General features: G+C 66.4%; 22 protein-coding genes. 10 read left to right on the top strand and 12 right to left on the bottom strand.

Features of this window, described 5'->3' with window-relative positions:
* Positions 1-13 precede the first annotated feature (13 nt).
* On the bottom strand, positions 14-1,528 hold the full coding sequence (locus tag BLT98_RS27840; protein ID WP_092613662.1) for an MFS transporter: 1,515 nt from the start codon (positions 1,526-1,528) through the stop codon (positions 14-16).
* A 142-nt stretch (positions 1,529-1,670) separates the two neighbouring features.
* Between BLT98_RS27840 and BLT98_RS27835 the strand changes: the two genes are divergently transcribed.
* Together BLT98_RS27835 and BLT98_RS27830 are read left to right on the top strand one after the other, a co-directional pair.
* Complete coding sequence (locus tag BLT98_RS27835) at positions 1,671-2,531, top strand: LysR substrate-binding domain-containing protein (RefSeq protein WP_092613660.1); 861 nt, start codon at positions 1,671-1,673, stop codon at positions 2,529-2,531.
* Between the two features lie 93 nt (positions 2,532-2,624).
* Positions 2,625-3,344, top strand: coding sequence for an SDR family oxidoreductase (locus tag BLT98_RS27830; protein ID WP_092613506.1), 720 nt, complete (start codon positions 2,625-2,627; stop codon positions 3,342-3,344).
* Here BLT98_RS27830 and BLT98_RS27825 read toward each other — a convergent pair.
* Entirely contained in the window at positions 3,296-4,723 is a 1,428-nt protein-coding gene (locus BLT98_RS27825) for an MFS transporter (RefSeq protein ID WP_092613504.1), read from the bottom strand. The genes BLT98_RS27830 and BLT98_RS27825 overlap by 49 nt on opposite strands.
* A gap of 93 nt (positions 4,724-4,816) precedes the next feature.
* Here BLT98_RS27825 and BLT98_RS27820 point away from each other — a divergent pair, with 93 nt between their 5' ends.
* On the top strand, positions 4,817-5,713 hold the full coding sequence (locus BLT98_RS27820) for a LysR family transcriptional regulator (RefSeq protein ID WP_092613502.1): 897 nt from the start codon (positions 4,817-4,819) through the stop codon (positions 5,711-5,713).
* Positions 5,714-5,821: 108 nt separating this feature from the next.
* Positions 5,822-6,421: a glutathione transferase GstA gene (gene gstA / locus BLT98_RS27815; protein ID WP_092613500.1), complete on the top strand. Its 600-nt coding sequence runs from the start codon at positions 5,822-5,824 to the stop codon at positions 6,419-6,421.
* 11 nt (positions 6,422-6,432) lie between these two features.
* Here gstA and panB read toward each other — a convergent pair whose 3' ends face one another.
* The 3 genes from panB to BLT98_RS27800 are packed head-to-tail and all read right to left on the bottom strand — an operon-like array spanning position 6,433 to position 8,710.
* Positions 6,433-7,260, bottom strand: coding sequence for a 3-methyl-2-oxobutanoate hydroxymethyltransferase (gene panB / locus BLT98_RS27810; RefSeq protein ID WP_092613498.1), 828 nt, complete (start codon positions 7,258-7,260; stop codon positions 6,433-6,435).
* A gap of 19 nt (positions 7,261-7,279) precedes the next feature.
* Positions 7,280-7,726 (bottom strand): PaaI family thioesterase, encoded by a 447-nt coding sequence (locus tag BLT98_RS27805; protein ID WP_070256458.1) that lies wholly within the window; start codon positions 7,724-7,726, stop codon positions 7,280-7,282.
* 36 nt (positions 7,727-7,762) lie between these two features.
* Positions 7,763-8,710: a DMT family transporter gene (locus tag BLT98_RS27800; RefSeq protein ID WP_092613496.1), complete on the bottom strand. Its 948-nt coding sequence runs from the start codon at positions 8,708-8,710 to the stop codon at positions 7,763-7,765.
* 109 nt (positions 8,711-8,819) lie between these two features.
* On the opposite strand from BLT98_RS27800, the gene BLT98_RS27795 reads away from it, so the two are divergent.
* Together BLT98_RS27795 and BLT98_RS27790 are read left to right on the top strand one after the other, a co-directional pair.
* Positions 8,820-9,605, top strand: a complete 786-nt coding sequence (locus BLT98_RS27795) for an AraC family transcriptional regulator (protein ID WP_092613493.1) — start codon at positions 8,820-8,822, stop codon at positions 9,603-9,605.
* A gap of 74 nt (positions 9,606-9,679) precedes the next feature.
* A complete protein-coding gene (locus tag BLT98_RS27790; RefSeq protein WP_092613491.1) occupies positions 9,680-10,786 on the top strand; it encodes an acyl-CoA dehydrogenase family protein in 1,107 nt (368 codons plus the stop codon).
* Here BLT98_RS27790 and BLT98_RS27785 read toward each other — a convergent pair.
* Genes BLT98_RS27785 through BLT98_RS27775 form a run of 3 tightly spaced genes read right to left on the bottom strand, consistent with a single transcriptional unit; the run spans position 10,772 to position 13,513 of the window.
* Positions 10,772-12,127, bottom strand: a complete 1,356-nt coding sequence (locus BLT98_RS27785) for an MFS transporter (RefSeq protein WP_070256466.1) — start codon at positions 12,125-12,127, stop codon at positions 10,772-10,774. The two genes, BLT98_RS27790 and BLT98_RS27785, sit on opposite strands and share 15 nt — an antisense overlap.
* 36 nt (positions 12,128-12,163) lie before the next feature.
* Positions 12,164-12,811, bottom strand: coding sequence for a 4-carboxy-4-hydroxy-2-oxoadipate aldolase/oxaloacetate decarboxylase (locus BLT98_RS27780; protein ID WP_092613489.1), 648 nt, complete (start codon positions 12,809-12,811; stop codon positions 12,164-12,166).
* Between the two features lie 36 nt (positions 12,812-12,847).
* Positions 12,848-13,513 carry an RraA family protein gene (locus BLT98_RS27775; RefSeq protein WP_092613487.1) on the bottom strand — a complete coding sequence of 222 codons (666 nt, stop codon included), beginning with the start codon at positions 13,511-13,513 and terminating at the stop codon, positions 12,848-12,850.
* Positions 13,514-13,606: 93 nt separating this feature from the next.
* On the opposite strand from BLT98_RS27775, the gene BLT98_RS27770 reads away from it, so the two are divergent.
* On the top strand, positions 13,607-14,500 hold the full coding sequence (locus tag BLT98_RS27770) for a LysR family transcriptional regulator (protein ID WP_092613485.1): 894 nt from the start codon (positions 13,607-13,609) through the stop codon (positions 14,498-14,500).
* Here BLT98_RS27770 and BLT98_RS27765 read toward each other — a convergent pair whose 3' ends face one another.
* On the bottom strand, positions 14,501-14,992 hold the full coding sequence (locus tag BLT98_RS27765; protein ID WP_092613483.1) for a (R)-mandelonitrile lyase: 492 nt from the start codon (positions 14,990-14,992) through the stop codon (positions 14,501-14,503). It abuts the gene before it with no gap.
* 268 nt (positions 14,993-15,260) lie between these two features.
* On the opposite strand from BLT98_RS27765, the gene BLT98_RS27760 reads away from it, so the two are divergent.
* The 3 genes from BLT98_RS27760 (at position 15,261) to BLT98_RS27750 (ending at position 17,553) form a co-directional block, all read left to right on the top strand.
* Positions 15,261-16,094 (top strand): HDOD domain-containing protein, encoded by an 834-nt coding sequence (locus BLT98_RS27760; protein ID WP_083299608.1) that lies wholly within the window; start codon positions 15,261-15,263, stop codon positions 16,092-16,094.
* A 95-nt stretch (positions 16,095-16,189) separates the two neighbouring features.
* A complete protein-coding gene (locus BLT98_RS27755; RefSeq protein WP_034788152.1) occupies positions 16,190-16,621 on the top strand; it encodes a hypothetical protein in 432 nt (143 codons plus the stop codon).
* 32 nt (positions 16,622-16,653) lie between these two features.
* Positions 16,654-17,553, top strand: a complete 900-nt coding sequence (locus BLT98_RS27750) for a DUF2145 domain-containing protein (protein WP_244517767.1) — start codon at positions 16,654-16,656, stop codon at positions 17,551-17,553.
* Positions 17,554-17,567: 14 nt separating this feature from the next.
* On the opposite strand, the gene BLT98_RS27745 is transcribed toward BLT98_RS27750, so the two are convergent.
* From BLT98_RS27745 to BLT98_RS27735, 3 genes are read right to left on the bottom strand one after another with little or no spacing between them, the layout of a single operon-like run.
* The gene (locus BLT98_RS27745) at positions 17,568-18,818 is read right to left on the bottom strand and encodes a nucleotide disphospho-sugar-binding domain-containing protein (protein WP_170846516.1); all 1,251 of its coding nucleotides are present in this window, start codon (positions 18,816-18,818) and stop codon (positions 17,568-17,570) included.
* Complete coding sequence (locus BLT98_RS27740) at positions 18,802-19,389, bottom strand: flavin reductase family protein (protein ID WP_092613475.1); 588 nt, start codon at positions 19,387-19,389, stop codon at positions 18,802-18,804. The genes BLT98_RS27745 and BLT98_RS27740 overlap by 17 nt, the downstream gene beginning before the upstream one ends.
* Positions 19,376-19,861, bottom strand: coding sequence for a GNAT family N-acetyltransferase (locus tag BLT98_RS27735; RefSeq protein WP_092613474.1), 486 nt, complete (start codon positions 19,859-19,861; stop codon positions 19,376-19,378). Before BLT98_RS27735 ends, BLT98_RS27740 begins: the two co-directional genes overlap by 14 nt.
* Between the last annotated feature and the right edge of the window lie 36 nt (positions 19,862-19,897).

The following is a 19,897-nucleotide window of genomic DNA, read 5'->3' as shown; positions in this document are numbered from 1 at the left end:
CTGCCCCTGTATCTCAGCGCGCCGGCATGCCGGCAGCCTGCCGCGACCGTCCGGCGCCAAACACCAGCCAGCTGGCCACGGCGAACAGGCAGGCAGCCACGCCTCCGTACAGCATCACGGCGCCAAAGCCTTGTGCCAGCGCAAGCTTCGCCACGCCATCCGGCAGCGCGGCGGCGCCCTTGCCTGCCGACAAATTCTCCGCCATGGCGCGCAAGGCGGCCGCGTCCAGCCCCCCGGGCAGCTGCTGCCGCAAGGCGGACTGGATGGCTTCGACGAGGATAAAGCCCATCAGCGCGATATTGATGGACAGGCTGACCATGCGCGCGCTGATGTCGATGCTGGACGCCATGCCGGCCCGTTCGCCGGGCACGGCACCCGTCGTCGTATTGGTGACGGGTGTATTCGTCAGCCCCAGACCCGTGCCCGCCAGCAGGCAGCCGGGCAGCATCGTCAGCCAGCTGGCGGCGTCCGCATGGCTGCCCCAGCACATCAGCAGCAAGCCCGTGCCGATGGCCAGCAAGCCGGCAGGGATCACCGTATCGGCCCGGTAGCGCAGCGCCAGCCGCTCGGCCAGCGGCGGCACGAGCAAGGTGGGCAAGGTGTAGGCCAGCAAGGTCAGGCCCGTCCCCAGGCTGCTATAGCCGAGACAGTGCTGCACGTACAGGGGCAGATAAATCATGAGCGGCCAGAAACTGCAGTTCATGCCCGCCGAACCGAGCAGCGCACCCGAGAAGCGGCGGATGCGGAACACGGAAAAGTCAATCATCGGTTCGGCCTGGCGCCGTTCGATGACGGCAAACGCGGCAAAACCGGCCAGCGCCACGGCCAGGCTGGCCACCGTGCGCGGATCGCTGAAACCCAGCGCCGGCCCCTGCGTGATGCACCACGCCAGACTGAACACAGCCAGCGACAGGGTAGCGATGCCCGCCACGTCCAGCTTGCGCCGCTGCGGGTCGCGCGACTCGCTCACGCCCAGGCCCGCCAGCAGCAGCGCAACGACGGCCAGCGGGCCGTGCACGAGAAATACCCATTGCCAGTTTGACAGCGCGACGATGGCCGCGCCGATGATGGGGCCGAAGCCCAGGCCCAGGCCAAACACGATGCCCCAGGCGCCGAACGCCCGGCCCCGCGCCGCGCCGGCCGGGAACTGCTGCGACAGCACGGCCACCTGGCAAATCAGCATGGCGCCGCCAGCCATGCCCTGCAGCGCACGCGCGGCGATCAGCACGCCCGTGCTGCCGGCCCAGCCGCAGGCCAGCGAACTGACGCCGAACAGGGCCAGGCTGACGAGCAGCAAGCGCTTGCGTCCATAGCGGTCAGCCAGGGTGCCCGTGGCCATCAGCACGGTGGTGCAGGCCAGGGTGTAGGCGTTCATGATCCACTGCAAGTCCTTGAAGTCGCCATGCAGCAAGGTTTCCAGCGTGGGCAGGATGACGGGCACGCTGGAAATTTCCAGGCCGAACATGAGAGAGGCCAGGCAGACGGCGGCCAGGGTCAGTGCATTTTGTTGCGAATTAGTCAGGTGCATCGAAGCCTTGATGTCGGTGGTCATGGAGGTGCGCGTGGAGAAGGCGCACTACGAGCCGCCATTCTAGAAAGCCAGGACTCATGAGGGAAATGATAAAATTTTGTACAATTCATTCATTTTCATCATGAATCACGGGAACCCCATGGACTTCGACACCGCCCTGCTGCGCGCCTTTGTGGCCGTCCAGGACACGGGTGGCTTTACGCGCGCCGCCGAACGGCTGCACCTGAGCCAGTCCGCCATCAGCCACCAGATCCGCCGCCTGGAAGAGCAAGCGGGCGCCGCGCTGCTGATGCGCACGACGCGCAGCCTGCGCCTGACGGAAGATGGCGAAGATTTTCTGCGCCACGCGCGGCAGATCCTGGCAGCCCAGGATGCGCTGTCGCGGCGTTTCCAGCGCTCCGCGATTGCGGGCGCCGTGCGCTTCGGCGTACCGGAAAATTTCATGGGCGCGCGCCTGCCGGCCCTGCTGGCGCAGTTCGCGCACCTGTTTCCGTCCGTTCGACTGGATGTCACGGTGGGCACCTATCTTGACTTGCAAAAACTGGTCGCCGCCGATGCGCTGGACCTGGCCGTTGTCATGACCCTTGCGGACGGGCAAGATGAGGCGGCCGTGCTGCGCCGCACGCGCTTCGTCTGGGCCGCGGCGCACGACTTCCGGCATGAAGGCGCGCTGCCCCTGCCGCTGGCGTTTTCACCGGCGCCCTGCATGCACCGGCAAGTGGGCGTCGACGCCCTCGATGGCGCCGGACTCGACTGGCGCGTGGCGTTCACCTCGCCCAGCCAGCAGGGCTTGCGCGCAGCCGTGCTGGCTGGGCTGGCCATCACGGCCTTGCCACAGGGCGACCTTGAAGCGGGCATGGTGGTCATCGATGGCCAGCATGGCTTGCCCGCCCTGCCCGCCGCCCAGTTCCAGCTGTTGTGGCGCGCCGCCGGCAGCACGGCGGCGGCCGACGCTTTCGGACAGTTGCTGCGCGAGTGGTCAGGCGCTGCGGCGGCATGACAGCGCAGGCAGCAAGCCCGGCAGCGAAGCATGCAATGGCAAAAAAGTGTACCCTTTCAAGCTGCATTTTCTGGCCTAAGGAAATCCTCTCCCATGACATCCCGTACTTTTCTCGTCACTGGCGCGACACGCGGCATCGGTTATGCCATCAGCACCTTGCTGCATCAGCAAGGCCATCGGGTCGTCGGCATCGCGCGGCACATCGAAGACATGGACTTTCCAGGCACGCTGGTGGCCTGCGATCTTGCCGACCTGGCGCAGACGGAGGCAGTGCTCAAGACGCTTGAACAACAGTTTGATATCGATGGCATCGTGAACAATGCAGGCATTGCCTCGCCCCAGCCGCTGGGCCAAATCGACTTTGCCACGTTGCAGAACGTCTTCGATCTGAACGTGCGCGCCGCCATCCAGGTGACGCAGCAATTCGTGGAGGCGATGAAGCAGCGCCGGTATGGCCGGATAGTCAATATCTGCAGCCGTGCCATCCACGGCAGCGTGAACCGCACGGCCTATTCCGCCGCCAAAAGCGCCCTGGTCGGCTGCACGAGAACCTGGGCCCTGGAATTGGCCGAACACGGCGTGACGGTCAATGCGGTCGCGCCAGGCCCCGTGGAAACGGAACTGTTCCGCAAGACCCGTCCCGTCGGCAGCGAAATGGAACGCCAGGTTCCTGGAACAATCCCGATGCGGCGGCTGGGACAGCCCGATGAAATTGCCGCAGTCGTCGGCTTCCTGCTATCGGAACAAGCCAGTTACGTGACAGGTCAGGTGCTGGCGGTGGATGGGGGCGGCAGCTTGGGTGGCCGCGCCTGACAAGTCAGCACCAGCAGCAAGGCCAGCGCCAGCATGGCAGAGGCGCTGCCCAGGGCCACCGTCACGCGGTGCGCCAGCAGGGGCGCGCCTGCCAGCGGGCCCGCGCCCAGGCCGGCCACGGCCACCAGCGCCGCCAGCCCAAGCGAACTGCCCAGCTGGTGCGCCACGTTGACGACGCCCGAGGCGGCGCCCGCATCCCGCGCCGGCACGCCAGCCACGCCGGCCGCCGTCAGGGGGCTCAAGGCCATGCCCTGCCCCGCGCCGATGAGCACCATGGGCAAGGCCACGCCCAGCCAGTAAGCCGTGCCCTCATCGACGCGGCTCAGCCAGGCCATGCCCAGCAGGGTTAATCCCAGTCCCATGGCCAGCAGGCGCGCATTGCCCAGGCGGCGCGTCAAACGCGGCACGCACAGGGCGACGCCGAAGTTGACCAGGGTCATGGGCAGGAAAGCCAGGCCAGTCAATGATGGCGGATAGCCGAGCACCACTTGCAGGAATTGCGTGGTGAAAAAGAAGAACCCGATCATGGCGCCCAGGAACAGCACCCTGGCTCCGTACGCCGCATTGCGCTGCCGATCGGCAAACAGGCGCAGCGGCAGGATCGCTTGCGCGGCGCGGCGCTCAATGATGATGAAGGCCGCCAGCAGCAGCACACCCGCCGCCAGCGCACCCTGCGTCAAGGCATCGCCCCAGCCGGCGCCGGCCGAGCGGATCAAGCCATATACGAGGGCCGACATGCCCATGGTCGAGCTGGCGGCGCCGGCCACGTCGAACTGGCCCCCGCTGCGCGCGCTTTCCGCGATGAAACGGCGCGCGGCCACCAGCATGGCGGCGCCAATCGGCAGATTGATGAAGAAGCCGACCCGCCACGACAGCCATTCGGCCAGCACGCCGCCCAGCACCAGCCCCACGCTGGCGGCGATCCCCGCCACGGCGCTGTACAGGGCGATGGCCCGCATGCGTTCGCGTCCCTCCGCAAACGTGGTTTGAAGCAAGGCCAGGGTCGACGGCGCCAGAATGGCCGCGCCCACGCCCTGGATGGCGCGCGCGGCGATCATCATGGCCGGCGACTGCGCCAGGCCGATGGCCAGCGACGCCAGCGTGAACAGCGCCAGGCCCAGCTGCAACAGGAGGCGCCGGCCATACGCATCGCCAGCGCGCGCGGCCAGCAGCAGCAAGCCGCCAAACGTCAGGGTGTAGGCGCTTTGCACCCAGGCCAGGCCCGTATCCGTAAAGCCCAGTTCCTGGTGGATTTTCGGCAAGCCCGTCAGCACGATGGACGTGTCGAGCACGATCATCACATAGCTGACGAGGATGATGGCAAGGATGGCCGCCTTGTGCGGCGCGGCGGGGATAGCGGGAGCGGAAACATTTTTCATGCCACCACTGTAAAGCGTATGCATTACCGTGAATAGATGCTAAAGTCCGCATGAACTTATTAGCGCAACTAATGAATTGGAAAGACATCCGCCATGGCACAAACCAACTTCAACGACATCCTCGCCTTCGTGGCCGTGGCCCGCGAAGGCAGTTTCACCCGCGCGGCAGCCAAGCTGGGCGTGTCGCAGTCGGCCTTGAGCCAGACCGTGCGCGCGCTGGAAGAACGGCTCGACTTGCGCCTGCTGGTGCGCACCACGCGCAGCGTCTCGCCCACGGAAGCGGGCGAACAGCTGCTGCGCACGGTGGCGCCCCGCTTCGACGAGATCGAGGCGGAACTGGCCCTGCTCAGCGAGCGGCGCGACAAGCCGGCCGGCAACATCCGCATCAGCGCGGGAGAACACTCGGCGCTGACGGTGCTGCAGCCGGCCATCGCCCGTTTGCTGCCGGACTATCCCGACATCCACATCGAAGTCGTCGTCGACAACGGCATGACCGACATCGTGGCCGCGCGCTGCGACGCCGGCGTGCGCCTGGGCGAACAAGTGGCCAAGGACATGATCGCCATGCCCATCGGTCCCGATTTCCGCATGGCCATCGTCGCTTCGCCCGCGTATTTCAGCCGCCATGCGCCGCCCGCCACGCCGCAGGACTTGATGGCGCACAACTGCATCAACATGCGCCTGCCCACCCTGGGCGGCCTATTTGCCTGGGAGTTTGCCAAGCATGGGCAGGAACTGAAAGTACGGGTGGAAGGACAGATGATCTACAACAACATGGCCATGCGATTGCATTCGGCGCTCAATGGACTGGGCGTGGCTTGCATGGCCGAAGACGTGGTGCTGCCTTACGTGGCCGATGGCCGCCTGGTCCGCGTGCTGGACGACTGGTGCCCCGCGTACGCGGGCTACAAGCTGTATTACCCGAGCCGGCGCCACCCTTCCCCCGCGTTTACCTTGTTGCTCGACACCTTGCGCTATCCCCGGGTTTGAGCCAGCGCAATCCCGCACCGGGCATGCGCAGTCACCAAACGAACACGCGTTTACCGTGCGGCTGCGCAGGACTATAGTGGCTGTTTTCCCACCTGTTCAAGGATCGCCATGAAACTCTTTTACTCGCCGGGCGCCTGCTCGCAGGCACCGCACATCATCCTGCGCGAAACGGGCACGCCGTTCACCCTGGTCAAGGTCGACCTGGGCCAGCACAAGACGCAGGAAGGCGGCAATTACTACGAACTCAACCCAAAAGGCCAGGTGCCGCTGCTGGCGCTCGATGATGGCACGACCTTGAGCGAAGGCCCCGTCATCGCCCAGTACATCGCCGAACAGGCCGGCAGACAGGACCTGCTGCCGCCCGTGGGCAGTTTTGCCCGCTACAAGGTGCTGGAATGGCAGAACTACATCACGTCCGAGCTGCACAAATCGTTCAGCCCCCTGTTCGATCCCCGCATCGACGCCGCCACCAAGGCACTGTTCATCAAGCAACTGGGCAAGAAATACAAGTGGGTGGACAGCCGCCTGGAAGGCCAGGCTTACCTGACCGGCGACACGTTCACGGTCGCCGACGCCTACCTGTTCGTCATCACGGCCTGGGCGCCAGGCGTAGGCGTGGATTTGTCCGCGCTGACGCATGTGCAAGCTTTCCTGGCGAGAGTGGGCCAGCGCGACAGCGTCAAGGCGGCGCAGGCAGCGGAAGCATAGAGCCGAGCGTCTTAAAAGCAGTGTTGCGGGGCGGGGAAAGACTGCTCCTTGACGGCGCCGACATAGGCCGTGAAGGCGCCGCCGATGCTGGCCTGCCCCGTCATGAAGTCGCGCACGAAGCGCGCCTTCTTGCCGGGAAACACGTTGAGCATATCGTGCATGACGAGGATCTGGCCCGAGCAATCGGGCCCGGCGCCGATGCCGATAGTGGGAATGGCCAGCAGTGCCGACACTTCCCGGCCCAGCGTGGCAGGGATGGCTTCGAGCAGCAATAGCGCAGCGCCAGCCGCCTGCAGGGCCAGTGCGTCGGCTTTCAACGCCGCAGCTCCTTCCGCCGTCTTGCCCTGCACCTTGAAGCCGCCCAGCTGATGCACGGATTGCGGCGTCAAGCCCAGGTGGGCGAACACGGGTATGCCCCGCTCGGTCAGGAAACGCACCGTGTCGCACAGCCAGCTGCCGCCCTCCAGCTTGAGCATATGTGCGCCCGCCTGCATCAACTGGACGGCGTTGGCATACGCCGCTTGCGGCGTGGCATAGCTGCCGAACGGCATGTCGGCCGCCAGCACGGCCGTACGGTTGCCGCGCGCCACGCTTGCCGTATGGTAAGCAATGTCGGCCACGCTGACCGGCAAGGTCGTGCCCTGCCCCTGCACCACATTCCCCAGCGAATCGCCGACCAGCAGCAGCTCCACGCCACAAGCGTTCATCAGGGTGGCGAAACTGGCGTCATAACAAGTCAGTGCGGCAATCTTTTGCCCCGCATCGCGCATGGCAAGCAAGGCTGGCGCCGTCAACGGCTTACTGTGCAGCAAGTGTGCATTGTGGTCTGGCGCGGGCATGCTTTCTCATTTCATTAAGTTAAGTTTTTTCGGACTTGCCGTGCATCACCATGATGGTTTGCTGCATCAGCGCGCACAAGGTTTCCTTGCCATCGCGCACGGCGAACACTTCGGCTTGCGTGACGATCAGGGTGCGCCCCGGACGCACCACCTTGCCGCGCGCGATCAGTTTCTCGCCATCGGCGGGCGCCAGCAAATTCATCTTGTATTCCACCGTCAGCACGGATGCGCCATCGGCCACCATGGTCATGGCCGCGTAGCCGGCGGCCGAGTCCGCGATCATGCCCACCACGCCGCCATGCACGAAGCCATGCTGCTGCTCGATGCCGCTCCAATGCGGCACATGGATTTCCGTGCTGCCATGCGCCACCACGGGCAGGCTGGCCTGGATCAAGGTCATGGCGTTCTGCAAATCAAAACTGGCGCGAACTTTGTCGGCGAATTGCGGATCGGGAAGTCGGGTCATGGTGGACTGCTTTCTCAAGTGAACAGGGAAAAATGACTACGGCTCCACTCTACCCTGCTTCTGACGCGCTGCGAACAACAGCGTCAGCGGGCCGCTTGCACTGACCAGCACGATGCCAGCCAGCACCAGCGCCGCGCCAAGGAGAAAAGCCATCGACACATGCTCGTCCAGCAACATGGCGCCCAGCAGCACGCCGAACAGCGGCGTCAGGAAGGAAAAAATGCCCAGGCGCGATGCCAGGTAGCGGCGCAGCAAATGAAACCACGCCAGCAGGCTGGCAAACGAGACGATCACGGACTGGAACACCAGGTTGCCGATCACCAGGGGCGTGGCCGCGAAGTCCAGCTGGCCGAGCAACGCTGCCGCGCCCAGCAGCAGCACGCAGCCCGCCGTCAACTGGTACAGCACCACCTGCGTGGCAGGCACGTGCGCCAGGCGTGAACAGCGCACCACCAGGGTCGTCGCGCCCCAGGCCCCGCCAGCGGCCAGGCACAGCAGGTCGCCCAGCAAGCCGCGCGGGTTGACCGGCGCGCCCGCTGGCGCGGTGCCGGGCAAAAAGGCGACGACGATACCGGCAAACGCCAGCGCTACGCCAGCCCATTGCAGCGGGGTAAGGCGCTCCGACGCCAGCCTGAAATGCAGGCCCAGCGCCACAAACAGCGGACCCGTGTAGAGAAACACCACGGCATGCGCGGCGCTCGTATATTGCAATCCAGCTCCCAGCAGCACGTATTCGAGCGCGAACAGGCTGCCGGCCAGCAAGCCCGGGCGCCAGGCGGCGCGCGCTTGCGCCAGGTTTTCGCGGCGCGCCAGCATCAGCAGGCCCACCAGCATGGCCGCCAGGCCCGAACGCAGCGCGATCTGCAGTACGGGCGCCATGTCATGCGCGACCGCCTTGATACCCACCTGCTGCAAACTCCATACGAGACACAGCAGGGTCATGACGACCACTGCCTGCCCATCCATTGCCTTGCGCGTTTCCACAGTATTCCGTCAGATAGTCGGCAGCAGGTAGTATGGCGGGTGCAGCTTTTCTTGATATAGTGAGAAACCGACAGCACCTCGCGCAATACAGCCACCCGCAAACATTTTCATGTCCGCTACCAAACACTTGCTGACCGCGCCCTACAGTGGCGCCCTGCCCGCTCCTATCTGCTTTCGCAGCGCAGCCATGCCCGCTGCGGCCATGTATCCCAGCCACAGCCATTCCTGGGGCGAATTCGTCTATGCGCTTGGTGGCGTGGTGGAGGTGCTGGTGGCAGGAAAACACTATTTGGTGCCGCCCCAGTACGGCATCTGGCTGCCGCCGCGCGTGGCGCATACGGGACAAAACCGCCATCCCGCCTTCCACAGTTCGCTGTATGTAAGCGAAGAACTGTGCCGGGCGCTGCCTCCCGCGCCCTGCGCGCTGGCCGTCACGCCCTTCGTGCGCGCCATGCACGAGCACTTGCGCGCCCACCCGCCCGGCTTGCCGCAGACTATCCATGAAGAGCGCCTCTTGCAGGTCTTGCTGGACCAGCTGGCGCGCGCCACGCCCGTGGGCAGTTACTTGCCCAGCTCGGATGACCCCATGCTGGGCAAGGTACTGGTCATGCTTGACAGCAACCCCGGCGACCACCGCCCGCTGGCCGCTCTGGCACAGGCCATCAACACCACCGAGCGCACCCTGATGCGCCGCTGCCAGCGCGACCTGGGCATGAGCTTTGCCCAATGGCGCGCGCGGCTGCGCGTCATCAAGGCCATGGCCATGCTGGAAGCGGGCCGGACAGTCGAAAGCATCGCGTTCGACCTGGCGTATGCCAGCTCCTCGGCCTTCATCACCATGTTCCGCAAGGTGACGGGAGAGACGCCGGACGAGTACCGGCGGCGCAGCACCTAGCCGAACTCGTCCTTCCCCCGCAAGCGTGCCCGCTGTGCGAAAATGCCCGCCTCTGCCATTGCCGGATTCCGCCCATGCCGCACGCTGTCCTCGCTACCCTTACCACCCTTTCCGGGCGCGATGCGCGCCGCATCGCGCGCCATGCGCCGACGGCCGACGCCGCCCGCTTCCTGCATCCGGTGCAGCAAGCCTTGCTGCACCGGCGCGGCTGGCTGACGATGCTGGCGCCGCGCAGCGCGGGCGGCGCCGAGCTGCCCTTGCCGCAAGTGGTGCGCCTGGAAGAAGCCGTGGCGGCCGTCGATGGCAGCATGGGCTGGGTGCTGACCCTGTGCGCGGGCGCCGGCTGGTTCGCCGGCTTTCTGGCGCCCGACATGGCGCGCGCAATCATCGGCACGCCCCGCGTATGCCTGGGCGGCAGCGGCGCGGCCACCGGTGATGCGGAAGAGGAAGGCGACGGCTACCGCATCTCGGGCAGCTGGGACTACGCCAGCGGCGCGCCGATGGCCACCCACTTCACCCTGAACGCCCGGCTGCAGCGCGATGGCCAGCCCCTGCTCGATGCGGATGGCAAGCCGCGCATCCGCGCCTTCCTCGTGCCCGCCGCGCTGGTGCAACTGGTGCCCTCGTGGAACAGCATCGGCATGCGCGCCAGCGCCTCGCACAGCTACCGCATCGACGGCCAGTGGCTCAGCAAGGAACATGGCTTTGCGATCAGTCCCGACACCGCGACGGCCGACGGCCCCCTGTACCGCTACCCGTTTTACTCGCTGGCCTACGTGACCCTGGCCGCCAACGTGGCCGGCATGGCCGCGCATTTCATGCAGCTGGCAGAGGAATGCATGCGCCACCGTCGCCATGCGCGCGCCGGCTTGCCGCTGCTGGACGTGCCGGAAGTGGCGGCCATGCTGCAAGACAAGCAAGACGCGTTCGCGGCCGCCCGCGCCCGTTTTTACGCCGTGCTGGACAGCAGCTGGGCGCAGGTGGCGGGCGGCGCGGCCCTCGACGCGGACGCCATGCAGGCCGTGCAGGCCAGTTCGCTGGACCTGGTGGCCGTGTGCCGCGCCGCCGTCGATGGCCTGTACCCGTACTGCGGCCTGTACGCGGCCCGCGAAGACAGCGCCATCAACCGCGTGTGGCGCGATTTCCATACGGCCAGCCAGCATTCCTTACTGCTGCCCTGACGGCCGCAGCTTCAACGGTTCGACAATCGTCAGCACCACCAGGAAGGTCAGGCAAGAAATGGCCGCCATGAAGCCGAAGACATAATCCCAGCCGTAGTGGTCGAGCAGCATGCCGACGATCCACGGCGTAGCGGCGCCGCCCAGCTGGCCGCCCATGTTCACGACCGCATTGGCAACGGGGAATTTTTCCTTCGATACGAATTGCATCGGATACACCATGTAGGCGGAAAAACCTATGCTCAGCAGCACGCCCGTGAGGAACAGCAGCGCGCCGTATTGCAGCGGGTCGGCTGGCGCATGGATGAGCAAATACATCATGACGGCCGTCGACAGGGCGGAAATGAGCATGCCGGGTTTCCTGCGCTTGTCGAGCACGCGGTCGGCCAGCAAGCCGCCGAGGATGTTGCCGAAGACGGCGCCTACCCACGGTGCGGCCGCCACCATGCCCATGTTCATGATGGAAAACTGCTTTACCGTCAGCAAATACGTGGGGATCCAAGCCAGCAGCACGCTGGAAATGCCCAGCTGGCAGCAATAGCCGAGCGCGCAACCGAGGATATTCCACGAAGCAAACACGCCACGGCTGGTGCTGACAATGGGCACCGCGCGCACGCGGATCAGCCTGTCGAGCCAGGGCATGGACCGCGACGTGGCCGCCGCGCCGGTGCTGCTGCCATCAAGCGCCTTTTCTTCGATGACGGCCAGTTCTTCGGCATTGACGAAGCGGCTCTCCAACGGCTTGTTGGTCACCAGGAAATACCAGAAGATGGCCAGGATTACGCCGGGCACGGAAAACCAGATGAACACTTCGCGCCAGCCCCAGGCGGCGATGATGGCAGCACCGAGGATCGGCGTGATGACGGGGCCGAACTTGACGGCGGACAAGAACAGACCCGACGCCGTGCCCTTCTCGCGAGAAGGAAACCAGTGATTGATAGTGGTCGTCACGCCGATCGGCAATGGTCCTTCGGCCAGGCCCAGGCCGATGCGGCACAGTTTTAATGACAGCAAGGAGCCCACGAGCCCCGTCAGTCCCGTGGCAATCGACGTGAGGATCATGGAAATCGTAAACACCTTGCGCACGCCAAACTTCGACAGCAGCCAGGCGGAAGGCAGTTGCGCCAGCGCATAGGCGACGAGGAACAGGCTGACGAGGCCGCCCGCGTCGGTATTACTCATTTCAAATTCCTTGCGCAAGAACGGCAAGACCACGCCCAGGTTGGCGCGGTCGGCGGCGGCAATCGTGTAAACGATGAAAAACAGGGCCGCAACGACCCAGCGGTAGCGCGTGGGACGCGATGCGACGGGCGCCGCAGCCGAGGCGGTGATGGTGGTATGCATGGGGTGTCTCCTGGTTTTTATAGTGGTGTTCGCGTATCAGCCCAGCTGCAGCCGGCGCAGCGTCTCGTCCAGGCCCAGCAGTTCGACGGTCGTGGCGCCGTCTCGGATCTGCTGGCGGAATTGCGCTTCCTTCTCTTCGCGCTGGCGGCTTTTCAGCAGCACGTCGTCCACCTCGTGGCGCCGCACCACCACCACGCCATCCTGGTCGCCGACGATGATGTCGCCGGGATCGATGCCAACGTCGCCGATGGTGACGGTCACGTTGAGGCGCCCCGGCTGGTGCTTGCCCGTGCCCTTGATCGACAGGCCCCTGCTAAAGACGGGAAAGCCGGCCTGCGTCATGGCGGCCGCGTCGCGCACGGCGCCGTGGATCACCAGGCCGGCCAGGCCGATCCGCTGCGCTTGCTCGGTAAACACGTCGCCCCACACGCCCGCTTCCATGAAACCCTTGGCGTCGACCACCAGCACGTCGCCGGGCCGGGCCTTGAGCATGGCGTAGTGCAGCATCAGGTTATCGGCCGGCCGCGTATCGACGGTCAGGGCGGGGCCGGCCAGGCGCATGCCGGGCGCAATCGGCTTGATGCCGCTGTCGAGCGCGCCTTTCGCGCCCTGCGCTTCATAGATGGTGGCCGCGCCCAGCTGGCGCAGGGCGTGCAGGGTGGCAATGGAAACAGTCTGATCCATGGTGTGCTTTCAGGTAAGTGGGGAAGATGACTTGCTTCAGGCGGCGGGCACGGGTTTGCGCTGCAAGGTGTGATAGCCGAACTGGCGCCGCGCGTCGCGCAGGGACATGCCGTCCAGCGCGGCGGCGACGATGGCGTGTTCGACCGCCTGCATGGCCAGGGCGCGCTGGAACACCGCATGTGCCCTGCCCGCCGGCACGATGACGACGCCATCCTGGTCGGCCACGACGATGTCACCTGGCGCCACGCGCACGCCGGCCAGGCTGACGGGGGCGCCGACGGCGTCCACCTGTACCCGGTCCTTGCCGGTGCGCATGAAATGTCCCAGCGCAAACAGCGGGTAGCCGGCGGCGTCCGCTTCCGCCGTGTCGCGGCACACGCCATCGATGACCGTGCCCGCCACGCTGCGGTGCGCCGCCAGCTGGCTCATGATGCCGCCCCACACAGTGCAATCGCCGCGGCCGGTGTTGTCGAGCACGGCAATGGCGCCAGCAGGAATATCGTCGAGGTAATCGCCCACCGTGCCGGGGCACTGGCTGTCGATGGGGGCGAAACGCACGGTGAAGGCGGGGCCGAACAGGCGCTGCGGTCCGGCTACGGGAACGATGCCGGGCACGCTGCCGGGCAAGCCGAAATAGTCGAGCGCGTCCGACACTTCCGCGCTGCTCAAGCCCCGCGCCTGCGTGAATACACTGTCTTCCATGAAACGTCTCCAGATCTTGTTGTCGTGGAACCCAGTTTCATATAAAGTGTTTTCAATATCAAACATCGATTATTGACTCTTAAATCAATAAAAATGAACTTAAGACAGTTGCGGTATTTTTGCGAGGTGGTGGAAGCGGGCAGCGCCGCGCACGCGGCCGAGCGCCTGCACGTGGCGCCGACGGCCATCAGCATGCAGCTGGGGCAGCTGGAAACCCACCTGGGCGGCGAGCTGTTCGACCGTTCGCGCCGGCCCATGGAGCCGACGCCGCTGGGCCGGTTTTTCTATCCGCGCGCCAAGGAGCTGCTGCAGCAGACGGCGCGCCTGGACGACGAGGCCAAGGGGCTGGCGACGGGCAGCCACGGCTGGCTGGGCATCGCATTTACTCGCTCGGCCACATTTTCCGTGCTGCCGCGGGCCATCCGGCAATTTCGCGCCGCCTATCCCCAAGTGCAGCTGGACCTGGTCGAGGCGCTGTCCGAATACCAGCCGGCGCAGCTGCGCCAGGGGCGCATCGATATTGGCCTGTCGCGCTTCATCGGTCCCTGCGAAGCGCCGCCCGACCTGTGTCACGCGGTCACACTGGACGACCCGCTGGTGGCCGCCCTGCCCCTGCACCATCGACTGGCGGGACGGACATCGCTGCGCGCAGCCGAACTGGCGGACATTCCCTTCATCCTGTATCCGAAAGATCCGATCAGCCCGTTTGGCCAGCAGATTGTCGCCGCGCTGAAGGCGGCGGGCGCCGAGCCGGCCGTGGCGTATTCAGCCGTGGAAATCTACACCGCCCTGTCGCTGGTGGCCGCCGGCCTGGGCGCCACTCTGGTGGCCCGCTCGATCGCGGAAAACAACCGCACCGATGTGGTCTTCCTGCCCGTGGACGATATCGCCACCAGCACCACGGTGGTGGCCGTTACGCGGGCCGATGAAAAAAGCCGCCTGGTGGCGGCTTTCCTGGATATCCTGGCGCACGGCGGGCAGCCCTGACTATCTGGGGTAGCTGTCATCCGCCACCTGCTCCAGCCAAGTCACCGCCGTGCCATCTTGCGCCTCCGCAATCGCAACATGCTGCATGGCGGACGTGGCCGTGGCGCCATGCCAGTGCTTGACGCCGGGCGGTATCCACGCCACGTCGCCGACCGCCAGCGCCTGCAGCGGGCCCTGCCAGTGCTGCACCCAGCCACTGCCTTGCGTGACGACGAGGGTCTGGCCTAGCGGATGCGTATGCCAAGCCGTGCGGGCGCCGGGCGCAAAGGTGACGATGCCGCCGCCCACGCGGGCCGGAGACGGCCGCTGGAACATGGCGTCGACTTCGACCGTGCCCGTGAAATAGGCGGCGTCGCCCGTGATGGTGGGCATGGCGGCGGCGCGCGTGACGGTGACGGCGGCGTGCGTGGCAGCGGCCTCGGCAGACGCGGAGGCAGAGACGGCCCCGGCGGGCAGGCAAAGCGGCAAGAGTGCCGCGGCGTATCGATGCATGGGTGTTTTCCTTTCTTGCCGGTAAGATCGGCTCCCAGAATGGGCGTGCCGCCGGGCAGCCGGCTTCGCCTGTCCTGGCAATCCAAGCTTAACAGCGCTGGCCCGCGCTGATTAGCGGCACAAAGCCACTAGGACCTATAAGCTGGGCTGATGAATGGACCGATGCGGGGCCGATGCGCGACTTGTTTCGCAAGAAAGGCAGGCGGACGCCATGCAGGCCGCATTGCCTGATAATATGCAGACATTGCTACTTCTCGCTCCCCTACCCATGCACGTCAACACGCTCAGCAGCCTGGCGCAACTTTTGGCCAGCGCCGAAACGGAAACCCTGGCCTTTCCCACCAGCATCAATACGGCACTGCTCCTGCAAAAGGAACTGGCCAACCCGGATTGCCACTCGGCCGACATCAGCCGGCTGCTGCTGTGCGAGCCGACCTTGTCGGCGCGCGCCGTGGCGCTGGCCAATTCGGCCCTGTTCTCGCCCGGCCATACGCCCGCCATCACCAGCGTGCGCGCCGCCGTCGAGCGGCTGGGACACCGCAACCTGTATTCGCTGGCGACGGCGGCCGTCATCCGCCAGCTGAACGCGGGCATCCGCGACGAAGCCCTGCGCGCCCGCGCCACCCAGTTGTGGGCGCACACCGTGCACGTGGCGGCGCTGGCGCATGGACTGGCCAGCGCCGTCACGCATACGGATGCCGATACGGCGCTGTTTGCCGGCATCGTGCATGAAGTGGCCGGCTTTTATTTGCTGGCCCAGGCCGACAAGACCCCGGGCCTGTACGCCCACCTGGAAACGCAGATGGCGTCCGCCCTGGAAGTGATAGGCCGCTCGCTGATGCGTCAGCTGGGCGTGCCGCAGCCGGTGGCCGATGCCGTCAATGCCTTGCCCGGCTCGACCATCATGCTGCCGCCCGAGGGCTTGCGCGATACCCTGCTGCTGGCCAAGGCGCTGGCCCCCGTCCCTTCGCCGCTGCCGCAGGCCGGCATCACCGTCAGCGCGCAGCTGCAAGCCTACTTGGAACACGATCCCGTGCTGCAGGCGCTGCGCACGCAGCCGTCGGCCGAAGCAAAGGGCCTGATCGAGGTACTGCTCAGCTAATGGCCGATCTGCTATGATGGCGCGGGCCGGGATGGACCCGGTCCGCTTTCATTGATGTCCACTGGAAAACTGCCTTGACTACCTCCACCTTACGCATGCTCGGCCTGGCCGCAGCTCTGACCATGGCGTGCAACGCCAACGCCGACAGCTTCGTTTCCTCGGCCTCCAGCGCCGGCTCCCAGTCGAGCGGCAGCATTTCCGACTCGCTCAACGGTTCGAGCAACAGCTCCTCGCGCGACAACAAGGTGGCCAATGGCCCCTACCGCATCATCGACGTGGCCGCCGTGCCGGGCCGCGACGGCATGACGCGCCTGACCATGCAGGCCGACGCCACGGCAACGCCGCTGGTGCTGGACTTGCCGCAAGCGGCGCTCGACAAGCAGCAGCTGGCGCAGGGCGACGTGGTGCATGCGCAAAACCGCGCCTACGGCATCGAATTCTCGCGCAACGACACGCGCGCCGCCTTCTTCCTCGTGCTGGCCGACGACTGGTACGGCGAAATGGCCACGCGTCCCGTCAGCCTTTGATTCGTTTTCTCCCGCGCCGCCCGGCACTGCTGCTGGGCGTTTGCGCCATCTTCGGCATCGCCAGCACGGCTCATGCGGGCACCTCGCTCGCCTCCGCGCGTTTTTGCGACCGCGCGCAGGAGCTCACGGCCACGGAACAGGATCGCCTGTTGCGCTTTGCCGCCGTCGTGCGCGAGGAACTGGCCGCCAGCGAAGGCAGCGTGGCCCTGATCAGCCGCTCCGGCCTGGACCTGGCCCGCTTCGGCATCCGCTATTCGCATGCGGCACTGGCCTGGCGCCACGACAACGACAGCGGCTGGTCCGCGCGCCAGCTGTACTACGCCTGCGACGAGGGCCGCCCGCGCATCTTCGACCAGGGCACGGCCGGTTTCGCCATGGGCACGGAAAACCCGGCGCTGGGCTACATCTCGCTCGTGAAACTGCCGGCCGAAACCGTGCCGCCCCTGCGCAGCGCCCTGCTCGACCCCGTGCGCGTGCAGCAGTTGCTGGCAGGCCGCTACAGCGCCAACGCGTATGCCTTCAGCCTGAAATACCAGAATTGCAATCAGTGGGTGGTGGAATTGCTGGCCTCGGCCTGGGGCGAGCTGGCCGCTGGCAGCGACTTGCGCGCGCGCGCCCAGGACTGGCTGCGCGCCGCGCCCTATGCGCCCGCCCCCGTCGACGTGGGTGCGCGCTGGCTGATGCTCGGTTCGATCTTCGTGCCGCTCGTGCACATGGATGACCACCCGCCGGAAGCCATCGGCACGATGCAGCTGGAAACGAGCCTGCCGGCCAGCCTGGAAGCGTTCGCGCGCCAGCGCCTGCCGGCCAGCGAGCGCGTGGAAATCTGCCACGATGGCAAGCGGGTGGTGGTGCATCGGGGCTGGGAACCGATCGCCGACGGCTGCGTGCCCGGCGCAAACGACCGGGTCATCGCCCTCGACGATACCTAGCTCCCCTGGGCGGACTAAGCTGCCAGGGCCGCTTCGACGTGATCCAGCAGGCGCGCTGATTCGAGCCCCTGCCCCATCTGGCGCGCCAGCTGCCGCTGCATGCGCCCCGCCGACAGGCGCCTGGCCAGCAAGACATCCCCCACACCGAGCCGTTTGGCGCGCCAGCCATTGTCGAACTGGTCGTACGCGAACGGCACGATCAATTGCGGGATGCCCGCGCGGAAGGCGTCCGCGCTGGTGCCGATGCCGCCATGGTGCACCACGGCCGCCGTGCGCGGCAACAGCGCCGCAAACGGTGCGTGCGCTTGCCACATGACGCTGGCCGGCAAGTGCTGCGGCAGTTGCGCCGCATGGGGCGTGAGGAACAGGCCGCGCCGCCCCAGCCGCTGCAAGACTGCGAGGGCGATGCTGAAATAGCGCTGCGCGTGCTGGTGCCCGGTACCGGGCGTAAACACGATGGGTGGCTCGCCCTCGCCCAGAAAACGTTCCAGCTCCGGTGGCAGCGCCGCAGCGCCATGCGTGGCGGCGCCGGCGAAATCGGCTTGCGCGAAATGCGGCGGCCAGTCCGCCTGCGGGGCGGCGAACCACGCGGGAAACAAGCCGAGCGAGGCGTCCGGCGCGGCCAGCATATGTGCAAAAAAATGCGCTTCCGGCGGCAAGCCGTGCTGCGCGCGCGCGCCGTTCAGGCCAGGCAGCATCACCGGATCGATCATGCCGCGGTGGATCATCCGCCACAGGGCCTGGCGCCAGGCCAGCGGCACCCAGGCGGGAATGCGCAAGGAGCCGGCCGCCAGGAAATCATGGCTGCTGCACAGGTTCGATGGCGCCAGATACGCCGCGACGATGCGCAGGTCCGGCCGCGCGGAGCGCGCCAGGGCCGCCATCGGCACGAGGATGGGATGGCACAGCACCACGCAAGCCTCATCGGCCGGCAAGCCTTGCACGACGTCGCGCACGGCGCCCAGGTGCGGCACGAGGCCATTCCACACCACGCCCCAGCCCTTGCGCTCATCCCACAGGCCGGGGTCGTCCAGCATGGCCTGGCCCTCTTCCGCGCTGCCGAAGGTGCGATATGGCAGCCGCGAGGCTTGCGCGGCCGCTTCCTGCCAGCCCGGCACCAGCAGCAGCACGCGCCGGCCCCGTTGCTGCAAGCCCTGCGCCAGCGCGATAAACGGCTGCATGTCGCCACCGGTGCCGCTGCTGGCGACGATGACGAGCGGCGTGGTGGCGGCCTGGCCCGCCAGCGGGTCAGCGCGGGGCAGCATCGAGCGCCTCGCCGATCGCATAGAAGCGCCCGCCGGCGATGTAGTGCAGGCTGCGCCAGGATGGATCGGCCTGTTCGAAATGCCAGTGCCCGTCGCGGAACACGCGCGTGTCGGCCCAGGCGCCCACCACTTCGCCGATGAACAGGTCATACGCCGTCTGGTTGTGCGGTTCGGGGATCAAACGACAGGCCAGCCAGGCGGAGCAGCCGGCCACTAACGGCACATCAACGCCGTCCATGTGAAACAGCTGCACGCCAGCGCGCGCCAGCTTATCGGGCTGCGCATCGAGGCTGTGCGTGCCGACGGCGTGGGTCAGTTGCAACTGCGCCGCCGTCGGCACCTGGATGACAAACGTGCCGCTGCCTTCGACCAGCGCGCGCGTGCGCGTTGCCTTGTCCAGCACCACGGTCAGTTTCGGCGGCGCGAAATCGAGGGCGCAAGCCCAGGCGGCGGCCATCACGTTATCGATGCCGCCATGGCGGGCCGAAACGAGGATGGACGGGCCGTGATTGAGCAGGCGGTAGGCTTTTTCCAGCGGCACCGGGGCGATATGGTGGTCAGCGGCTTCCATCAACGCCCCCGGCGCGCGGCAGCGGCAAAACCATATCCCATTGATCGAGGCCGGGTCCGATGCCATCCGGCGTCACCTTCACGGCCACGAAGCCGAAGCGCGCATAAAAACCCTGCGTGTACTGGCTGGTATTCATGGTCACACTGGTCAGCTGCGGCATGGCGCTGATCGCATCGAGGCGCGCCTGCGTCAGTGCCTGGCCCAGCCCCTGGCCGTGCAGATCCTGCGCCACCATGCCCCAGGACAGGCTGGCGGTCATGCCATCCGCCTCGATGGCGTGGCCGCCGCAGGCGACGATGCGCGCATCACCATCGATGAGGCGCTCGATGACAAGATAGGGCTGCGCCGCTGCATCGATCCAGGCGGCAAAGCGGACGCGCTCCGAAGGGTCGAAAAAGCGCGGCGTATTGCCGTCGAAGAGGGCCAGGCAGGCGTCGCGGTCGCTGGCCTGGTAAACACGTACTGTCTGCATTGTCTGTACTCGCAAGTAGATGAACGAGAATTATAC

The organism is Janthinobacterium sp. YR213 (assembly GCF_900099875.1).
Classification (GTDB): Bacteria; Pseudomonadota; Gammaproteobacteria; order Burkholderiales; family Burkholderiaceae_D; genus Janthinobacterium; species Janthinobacterium lividum.
Note: the sequence above shows the minus strand (reverse complement) of the source record. Positions and strands in the feature narration are given on the sequence as shown.

Bases quoted from the DNA above. Each gene is read 5' to 3' on its own strand.
- BLT98_RS27840 (WP_092613662.1), bottom strand. From the start codon at position 1,528: ATGCACCTGACTAATTCGCAACAAAATGCACTGACCCTGGCCGCCGTC.
- BLT98_RS27835 (WP_092613660.1), top strand. From the start codon at position 1,671: ATGGACTTCGACACCGCCCTGCTGCGCGCCTTTGTGGCCGTCCAGGAC.
- BLT98_RS27830 (WP_092613506.1), top strand. From the start codon at position 2,625: ATGACATCCCGTACTTTTCTCGTCACTGGCGCGACACGCGGCATCGGT.
- BLT98_RS27825 (WP_092613504.1), bottom strand. From the start codon at position 4,723: ATGAAAAATGTTTCCGCTCCCGCTATCCCCGCCGCGCCGCACAAGGCG.
- BLT98_RS27820 (WP_092613502.1), top strand. From the start codon at position 4,817: ATGGCACAAACCAACTTCAACGACATCCTCGCCTTCGTGGCCGTGGCC.
- gstA (WP_092613500.1), top strand. From the start codon at position 5,822: ATGAAACTCTTTTACTCGCCGGGCGCCTGCTCGCAGGCACCGCACATC.
- panB (WP_092613498.1), bottom strand. From the start codon at position 7,260: ATGCCCGCGCCAGACCACAATGCACACTTGCTGCACAGTAAGCCGTTG.
- BLT98_RS27805 (WP_070256458.1), bottom strand. From the start codon at position 7,726: ATGACCCGACTTCCCGATCCGCAATTCGCCGACAAAGTTCGCGCCAGT.
- BLT98_RS27795 (WP_092613493.1), top strand. From the start codon at position 8,820: ATGTCCGCTACCAAACACTTGCTGACCGCGCCCTACAGTGGCGCCCTG.
- BLT98_RS27790 (WP_092613491.1), top strand. From the start codon at position 9,680: ATGCCGCACGCTGTCCTCGCTACCCTTACCACCCTTTCCGGGCGCGAT.
- BLT98_RS27785 (WP_070256466.1), bottom strand. From the start codon at position 12,127: ATGCATACCACCATCACCGCCTCGGCTGCGGCGCCCGTCGCATCGCGT.
- BLT98_RS27780 (WP_092613489.1), bottom strand. From the start codon at position 12,811: ATGGATCAGACTGTTTCCATTGCCACCCTGCACGCCCTGCGCCAGCTG.
- BLT98_RS27775 (WP_092613487.1), bottom strand. From the start codon at position 13,513: ATGGAAGACAGTGTATTCACGCAGGCGCGGGGCTTGAGCAGCGCGGAA.
- BLT98_RS27770 (WP_092613485.1), top strand. From the start codon at position 13,607: ATGAACTTAAGACAGTTGCGGTATTTTTGCGAGGTGGTGGAAGCGGGC.
- BLT98_RS27765 (WP_092613483.1), bottom strand. From the start codon at position 14,992: ATGCATCGATACGCCGCGGCACTCTTGCCGCTTTGCCTGCCCGCCGGG.
- BLT98_RS27760 (WP_083299608.1), top strand. From the start codon at position 15,261: ATGCACGTCAACACGCTCAGCAGCCTGGCGCAACTTTTGGCCAGCGCC.
- BLT98_RS27755 (WP_034788152.1), top strand. From the start codon at position 16,190: ATGCTCGGCCTGGCCGCAGCTCTGACCATGGCGTGCAACGCCAACGCC.
- BLT98_RS27745 (WP_170846516.1), bottom strand. From the start codon at position 18,818: ATGCTGCCCCGCGCTGACCCGCTGGCGGGCCAGGCCGCCACCACGCCG.
- BLT98_RS27740 (WP_092613475.1), bottom strand. From the start codon at position 19,389: ATGGAAGCCGCTGACCACCATATCGCCCCGGTGCCGCTGGAAAAAGCC.
- BLT98_RS27735 (WP_092613474.1), bottom strand. From the start codon at position 19,861: ATGCAGACAGTACGTGTTTACCAGGCCAGCGACCGCGACGCCTGCCTG.